Raw genomic sequence first — 1,261 nt, forward strand, 5'->3', positions numbered from 1 at the left:
GGGGTTCAAAGTCATCTTCGGGTTGCCAGGCATGGTGATCGCGACGATTTTCGTGACGCTGCCCTTCGTCGTCCGGGAAGTCGAACCCGTACTTCACGAGATCGGCGACGAGCAGGAACAAGCAGCCGCGACGCTCGGTGCCTCGGGCTGGCAGACGTTCTGGCGGATCACCTTGCCCGCGATCCGTTGGGGCCTGACGTACGGAATCGTGTTGACGGTGGCGCGTTCGCTCGGTGAATTCGGCGCAGTCATCATGGTCTCTTCCGGCTTCCCGGGGGTATCCCAGACACTGACATTGCTGGTGCACTCGCGATACATCGACGACCACAACACCTTTGGTGCGTATTCGGCGGCAACGCTGCTGATGGGCATCGCCATCATTGTCCTGTTGCTGATGACGCTGCTGGACCGTAAGAGGAGCACCACATGATCACAGTGACCGGGGCCCGCAAGAACTACGGTGATTTCGCGGCGCTCGACGACGTGACGGTCAACATTCCCTCGGGTTCGTTGACGGCATTGCTCGGGCCCAGTGGCTCGGGAAAGTCGACGTTGCTGCGTTCGATCGCAGGGCTCGAAGAACTCGATTCGGGAACCATCACCATCGCAGGCAAGGACGTCACCGGCGTCTCGCCGCAGAAGCGTGACATCGGTTTCGTGTTCCAGCACTACGCGGCGTTCAAGCACATGACCGTGCGGGACAACGTGGCGTTCGGGCTCAAGATCCGCAAGCGCCCGAAGCCGGAGATCGAGAAGAAGGTCAACGAACTACTGGGGATCGTCGGTCTCGACGGGTTTCAGCATCGGTACCCCGCGCAGCTCTCCGGCGGTCAGCGTCAGCGCATGGCGTTGGCGCGCGCTCTGGCTGTGGATCCACAGGTGCTCCTGCTCGACGAGCCCTTCGGCGCGCTCGACGCGAAGGTGCGTGCCGACCTGCGCACGTGGTTGCGTCGCCTGCACGACGAGGTGCACGTCACCACCGTCCTGGTCACCCACGACCAGGAAGAGGCTCTCGACGTCGCCGACCGCATCGCGGTGCTGAACAAGGGGCGGATCGAGCAGATCGGTGAACCTGCCGACCTGTACGACCGCCCGTCCAACGACTTCGTGATGTCCTTCCTCGGATCCGTCGCGAAGCTCAACGGGCAGTTGGTCCGTCCGCACGACATCCGCCTCGGCCGCGATCCGAGCATGGCTCTCGCGCAGGAATCCGGAACGGCCGAGTCGCTCGGCGTCACACGCGCAACAGTCGAGCGCGTCG

General features: G+C 63.4%; 2 protein-coding genes. Both read left to right on the forward strand.

What is annotated here, in order from left to right:
• The coding region (locus A2J01_RS17310) for an ABC transporter permease subunit (RefSeq protein WP_156519301.1) at positions 1-430 on the forward strand (430 nt) is incomplete at its 5' end.
• Positions 427-1,261, forward strand: an 835-nt coding sequence (locus A2J01_RS17315) for a sulfate/molybdate ABC transporter ATP-binding protein (RefSeq protein WP_064113185.1), incomplete at its 3' end; no start/stop codon positions are given. The genes A2J01_RS17310 and A2J01_RS17315, both read left to right, overlap by 4 nt.

Origin of the sequence: Rhodococcus sp. EPR-134 (genome assembly GCF_001647205.1) — a bacterium.
Classification (GTDB): Bacteria; Actinomycetota; Actinomycetes; order Mycobacteriales; family Mycobacteriaceae; genus Rhodococcus_F; species Rhodococcus_F qingshengii.